This window comes from Streptomyces sp. NPDC056527 (assembly GCF_042794475.1).
Classification (GTDB): Bacteria; Actinomycetota; Actinomycetes; order Streptomycetales; family Streptomycetaceae; genus Streptomyces.
Genome location: NZ_JBHTTQ010000196.1, coordinates 1 through 5,710 on the forward strand (window position 1 = coordinate 1; position 5,710 = coordinate 5,710).

At 73.2% G+C, this 5,710-nt stretch carries 5 protein-coding genes; 3 read left to right on the forward strand and 2 right to left on the reverse strand.

Annotation, left to right across the window (positions count from 1 at the left end; all coding sequences use genetic code 11):
- Nucleotides 1-128: 128 nt before the first annotated feature.
- Nucleotides 129-713 (reverse strand): TMEM165/GDT1 family protein, encoded by a 585-nt coding sequence (locus tag ACFQ7Q_RS37375; RefSeq protein ID WP_383563499.1) that lies wholly within the window; start codon nt 711-713, stop codon nt 129-131.
- A gap of 297 nt (nt 714-1,010) precedes the next feature.
- On the opposite strand from ACFQ7Q_RS37375, the gene ACFQ7Q_RS37380 reads away from it, so the two are divergent.
- The 3 genes from ACFQ7Q_RS37380 to ACFQ7Q_RS37390 all read left to right on the forward strand — a co-directional run bounded on the left by ACFQ7Q_RS37380 (nt 1,011) and on the right by ACFQ7Q_RS37390 (nt 4,403).
- On the forward strand, nt 1,011-1,619 hold the full coding sequence (locus tag ACFQ7Q_RS37380) for a TetR/AcrR family transcriptional regulator (protein ID WP_383563502.1): 609 nt from the start codon (nt 1,011-1,013) through the stop codon (nt 1,617-1,619).
- Nucleotides 1,616-3,088, forward strand: a complete 1,473-nt coding sequence (locus ACFQ7Q_RS37385) for an MFS transporter (RefSeq protein ID WP_383563505.1) — start codon at nt 1,616-1,618, stop codon at nt 3,086-3,088. The genes ACFQ7Q_RS37380 and ACFQ7Q_RS37385 overlap by 4 nt, the downstream gene beginning before the upstream one ends.
- Before the next feature lie 211 nt (nt 3,089-3,299).
- Entirely contained in the window at nt 3,300-4,403 is a 1,104-nt protein-coding gene (locus ACFQ7Q_RS37390) for a PP2C family protein-serine/threonine phosphatase (protein WP_383563508.1), read from the forward strand.
- Between the two features lie 22 nt (nt 4,404-4,425).
- Here ACFQ7Q_RS37390 and ACFQ7Q_RS37395 read toward each other — a convergent pair whose 3' ends face one another.
- Entirely contained in the window at nt 4,426-5,232 is an 807-nt protein-coding gene (locus ACFQ7Q_RS37395) for a hypothetical protein (protein WP_383563511.1), read from the reverse strand.
- Nucleotides 5,233-5,710 lie beyond the last annotated feature (478 nt).

Consider the following 5,710-nt stretch of genomic DNA (forward strand, 5'->3'; position numbering starts at 1 on the left):
AAGACACAGCAAACATGGGCTTCGTGGAGTTCGCCGCGGAGGCCCGACGAGACCCCGACGGGGACTTCAGGACCTTCGAGTCAGGCGGGCCCGGCCGGTGGACGCACCGGCCGGGCACGTTCAGCGGGTCAGCCGACGAAGATCTCGGTGAGGGACCAGATCGCCAGGCCCGCCATGCACAGGCCGCCGATGCGCTGGACCGTCTTCAGCGGGACGCGCTTGGCGATGAACCGACCCGCCACCAGGGCCAGGGCGGAGACGCTCATCAGGGCCGCGGCCGCGCCGATCGCCGTCGACCATGTGCCGTTGGTGGCGGCGAGGTTGGCCGTGGTGATCTGCGTCAGGTCGCCCCACTCACTGATGAAGACGGCCATGAACGCGGTCGAGTAGACGGGCCAGAAGCCGGTCACCGTCCTGCCGCCCGCGTCGTCCTCCCCGTCGTCGCCCCCGCCGCGCAGCAGCATGAACGCGCCGAAGGCGAACAGCAGGGCCGAGACGAGCTTGACGATCCAGTCGGGCAGCAGGCCGATGAGGCTGCCGGCGCCCACGGCGATGGCGACGTGCACGATGAACGCGGTCGAGGTGCCGAACCAGACGTACAGCGGACGCATCCGCGTGCCCATGGCGAGGGACGCGAACATCGTCTTGTCGGGAAGCTCGGCAAGGAAGATCAGCCCGAAGGCGGTGAGGATCGCCAAGGGGTCGAGGTGCATACCGGGGGCTCTCTGCTCGGTCCGGGCCCGGGATCCGCACGGCACCACGGTGGGCGACGGGAAGAACCACTCGGCCCGGCATGACGGACCACGCCCACAGGATGCGGACATGGCGAATGCCTGGCCGAAGGTCTCGCCCGTCCGCGCTTCCGCATGGACCCGGTCACCGGGAACCCGAGGGTTCCAGTGTGTCGACGACCGGTTCGCAGGGCTACTCCCCTTCGCTGCGGACAAGTGTAGCGGAGGGTTCCGTCGATCTTGGTAGACAGTGTCTACGCTGACTGGTAGACAGTGTCCATGACTGAGGAGACCGAGGCCGGACTGCGCGGCCGACTGATCGATGCCGGCGTCGAGCTGGTGCACGCGGAGGGGGCGCAGGCGCTGTCCCTCCGGGAGATCGCCCGGCGCGCCGGGGTCTCCCACGGGGCGCCCCGCCGCTACTTCCCGACCCACCTCGACCTGCTGTCGGCCATCGCCCACGAGGGCTTCGTCGAGCTGGGGGACCGTGTCACCGCCGCGCTCGCGGCAGGACCCGAAGCCCCCGACGGCCCTCGCGCCGAAATCAATGCCGTCGCCCGCGTCTACCTCGACTTCGCCCTCGGCCGCCGCGGCATGTACGAGCTGATGTTCCGCCACGACCTGCTCGAAAGCGGGCGGCTCGGGCTGCGCGAGACCAGCCTGCCGCTCTTCGACCTCCTCGCCCGGCTCGTCGCCCGCGCCCGCCCGGGGTCCGGCCAGGGCCCCGAACCCGCCGCGGTTGCGGCCGCGCTCTGGGCGAACCTGCACGGAATCGCCCAGCTCTGGGGCTGGGGAAGCCTCCAGCTGGCCGCCCGTACGGACGATGTGGAGCCGTTGCTCCGAGCCGCGCTCGACGCCCACCTCGGCCCCGAGGGAGGTGCGCGGTGATACGGCAACGGCAGCTGACCCTCGCCTGCAGTGTCGTCGGCGCTGCCGTCGTCGCCCTCGACGGCACCGTGCTCACCCTCGCGCAGCCGGCCCTCCAGCGAGACCTCGGCGCGAGCTTCGCCCAGGTCCAGTGGACCAGCACCGGATACCTCGTCGCCGTCGCGAGCCTGCTCGTCTTCGCGGGCAGGCTCGGCGACCGCTACGGCCATCGGCGGCTCTTCGCCCTCGGCACGCTCGGATTCGCCGCCGCGTCGGCCGGCATCGCGCTCGCCCCCGGGATCGGCTGGGTGATCGGCCTCCGTGTGCTCCAGGGTGTGTGCGGGGCGCTACTGCAACCGGCCACGCTGGGGATGCTCCGCGCCGCCTTCCCGCCCGAACGGCTGGCCATGCCGGTCGCCCTGCGCACCAGCGCGATCGGTCTCGCCGCCGCGGCGGGACCGGTCATCGGCGGTGCGCTGGTCAGCGGCTACGGCTGGCGGTCCGTCTTCGTCCTCACCGCGATCCCGGCGGTCGTGATCGGCCTCCTGGCCCTCGCGGTCCCTGCCCCCACGGCGGCCCTCGGCTCGGTCGCGGCCCCCGGCCCGGACGGTCGCGCGGCCGGCGCCCCCGCGTCCGCCCACCCCGCGCCGCGCCCTCGCGACGGCTTCCTCGCCGCGCTCGACCTGCCCGGCGCCGTCCTGCTCGCCGTCACCCTGGGCTGTCTCGTCCAGGTGCTGGTGGCAGCGCCGGAGTCCGGCTGGACCACGATGACCGCGCTCACCCTCGGCGTCGCCGTCGCGGCTGGAGCCGCCTTCGCCCGGCACGAACGGCGCACCGCCCGCCCGCTCGTGCCGCCGGCCCTCCTGCGGTCCCGGCCCGTCGTCGCGGGTCTCGTCACGCTCCTGGCCGTGTCGGCCGCGCTCTTCGGCTCGCTCTTCGTGGCGACGTACTTCCTCCAGAACGTCCGCGGACTCGACCCGATGTCGACCGGCCTGTGGGTGCTGTCCCTCGCCGTCATGATGGTGGTCGGCGCCCCCGTCGCGGCTCTGCTGCAACGCCGGTTCGGCTCACGCCGCACGACGGTCGGAGGGGGAGCGCTGCTCGCCCTCGGCGTGCTCCTGCTCTCCAGGCTCGACGCGTCGGCGACGGCGCTGCCGACCGGTGCCTGCTTCGCCCTGATGGGTGCAGGGTTCGGCACGGTCATGGCCACGGCCACCGCCGTCGTCGTCCACCGAGCGCCCGTCGTCGAGGCCGGAGTCGCCGGCGGACTCCAGCAGACCGCCATGAACGTCGGTCCGGCGCTGGGCGTCGCCACCGCGACCCTGCTGCTGACACTCGACGCGAACGTCGGCTTCGTACCCGCGATGGAGACCACGTTCCTGGTCCTGGCCGCCGTCGCGGCGCTCGGCGCGGCGGCCGCGCTCGGGCTGCCCGGCCGTGCCGCGCCCGCGAAGGAACCGGAGGCGCGCCGACCCGTGCCCCGGCCCTGACCGGCCACACCTGCCTGGGGCGCCGGACGACGTGGGGGCACGCCTGGCGCCGGTGCCGTCGCGGACATGCCCGGTGCCGGTGCCGGTGCCGTCGCGGACACGCCCGGTGCCGGTGCCGGTGCCGTCTCTGACCGCCTGGCGCCCGTGCCGTCGCGGACACGCCCGGTGTCGACGTCCGGTTCCCGCCGCACTCACTGCGTACGATCACGAAATGCCCTCAGGCGATCACCGCGACCGCTCCCTCTCCCGGCCGCGTACGCAGATCAACATCGGTCGGGCGCTCCCGATCCTGGTCATGATCCTGACGGTGCTGGCCGACAGCCTCACCGCCGACGCGGAACGCTACGACCGGCTCCTGGCCGCCGCGCCCGCCCTCGCCGCCGTCACCTGGAGCGTCCGGGGCACCGCCCTGATCGGGCTGCTCGCCATGGTGGTCAGCGGGTTGCTCGCGGCGGACAGCGGTGAGCCGTTCTATCCCGCGATCCTCGCCAGCGAACTCGCTCTGGCGGCCGTGACCGCGGTCGCCGTCTGGGTGAGCCGGGCCAGGCTGCGCTACGAGCGGAACCTGCGCGAGGTCACCGCCATCGCCGACGTCGTGCAACGAGTGGTGCTCCGCCCGCTCCCGTCCCGGCTCGGCACCGTCGACCTCCACCTGCTGTACGTCGCCGCCGCCGCCAAGGCCCGGATCGGCGGTGACTTCTACGAGGCCGTCCACGTGTCCGGCGCCGTACGGCTGATGCTCGGCGACGTCCAGGGCAAGGGCCTCGGCGCGGTCGAGACCGCCTCCGTGCTGCTCGGCTCCTTCCGCGCGGCCGTCTACGACGCCCCGGACCTGTCCGCCCTCGCCGACCGCCTGGAGGAGGGCCTCAGCCGCTACGGCGCCTGGGATCCCGACTCCGACGCGGCCGAACGCTTCGCCACCGTCGTTCTCGTCGAGATCCCCGACGAGGGGAACGTCGCCCGCCTCCTCAGTTGCGGCCACCCCGCCCCGCTGCTCCAGCACGGCACGCACGTCGGGCCCGTCGAGCTCACCGACCCGTCCCTGCCGGTCAATCTGGCCGTCCTGCTCCCCGCCCACCACCGGGTGGAGGAGGTCCCCTTCGGGCCGGGGGACCGGCTGCTGCTGTTCACCGACGGAGTCAGCGAGACCCGCGACCGCGCCGGCACCTTCTACCCCCTCCAGGAGCGGATGTCCCGGTGGGTGGCGGAGCCGGGCGAACGCCTGCCCGCACTCCTCCACGAGGACCTGTCCGACTACGGCGCGGGCGACCTCGACGACGACGTGGCCGCGGTCCTCGTCGTACGGCGCCCCTAGTGGTCGGCCATTCCCCGGCCGGCTAGGCCGCGTCCGGCACCGACTCGTACAGCACCGTGTGGAACCGGCCCTCCGACTCCAATCCCGCCGGATCCGCCCCCAGCGCGCGGACCGCCTCGACGGCGAAGTGCTGCTCACCGGCGTCGGTGAACAGACGCTGCGGATACGTCCGTGACGGATCGGCGACGGTCCGCAGGCCGTAGGACGCCAGACACTCGGCGATCGGCCGGTACGAGACCGTCCGCAGGACGAAAGCGCTCACCCGCAGCGGCCGGCCGGACCATTCGAGGAGCGCGGCGAAGGTACGCCGGGTGAGATAGCTGCCGCCACCGGTCAGCGTGATCAGACCGACGTCGGCCATCGCCGCCCGCAGTCGGGGGCTCGGTGGCATGCCCTTCTCCAGGTTCTCCGCGAAGGCGTCGTCGAGGAGCCCGACCTCGCGCGCGTACCGCAGCGCGTGCCCCGCCACGTCCAGCCCGATGACCGGCGCGGCGTCCGAGCGGCGCCTGGCGGCGTAGAACTCCTTGTCCTGTACGGCGAGTTCGGCGGAGGTCAGACCGCCGACCGCCGGATCGGTGTAGCGCGCGTACAGCTCGGTCATGGTGACGTCGTGGTTCATGAGCGCGGCGTTGATCCCGTACGAACAGCACAGGTCGAGCACCGTCCCGCCGCCTCGCTCGGCCGCCGCGCGCCGGAAGGCGCCCTGGGCCTGCTGCGGTATCTCGTACTCCAGCGGCGCGAGGCGCCGGAAGTACGCCCGTGGGTCGGGCTGGTCGTAGATGTCGTCGAAGCGTGCCTTGCCGCCCGTACCCGACCCGGACCCGTTCATCCGTCCCGCCTCCCTCGAACCGGCGGCACCCGCCCCGTACGCGACTCGCGCCTCAGGTACCGCATCCGATGGGCATCCTGCTCGGAAGGCGGCCCGGCGCTCGCGTCCGCATCGGGGGCGCACGAGAACTCCACCCGGGCCGAGGGGCGGCTCCAGGGCGGGGCCCACCCCTCCAGGATGGTCTCGCCTTCGGCCGACCGCACGGGGGAGGGCGCCGGGAGCGGGCGGCCGCCCCGGGGCCGCACCCGTCCCAAACGTGGACTTCCGGGCATTCGGTGTCGCTCATGCCCGGGTTCGATGCCTCGCGCGCTGTTCATGCGCTCTCTGGTGGCTCTGTCCGCAATGCGTTTGGCTGGGCCCGCCGTCCGCGGAGCGGACGATCAGCGGTTCAGACGAATGGCGACCCGTCCTTCCTCGATCTGCCGATCGGCTGACGTCGACGTTCCCCGGTCGACGCGGGGCGGGGCGGGACCCGCCC

What these genes read in the sequence shown, in the direction of transcription:
- ACFQ7Q_RS37375 (WP_383563499.1), bottom strand. Translation starts at nt 713, where the DNA reads ATGCACCTCGACCCCTTGGCGATCCTCACCGCCTTCGGGCTGATCTTC.
- ACFQ7Q_RS37380 (WP_383563502.1), top strand. Translation starts at nt 1,011, where the DNA reads ATGACTGAGGAGACCGAGGCCGGACTGCGCGGCCGACTGATCGATGCC.
- ACFQ7Q_RS37395 (WP_383563511.1), bottom strand. Translation starts at nt 5,232, where the DNA reads ATGAACGGGTCCGGGTCGGGTACGGGCGGCAAGGCACGCTTCGACGAC.
- ACFQ7Q_RS37390 (WP_383563508.1), top strand. Translation starts at nt 3,300, where the DNA reads ATGCCCTCAGGCGATCACCGCGACCGCTCCCTCTCCCGGCCGCGTACG.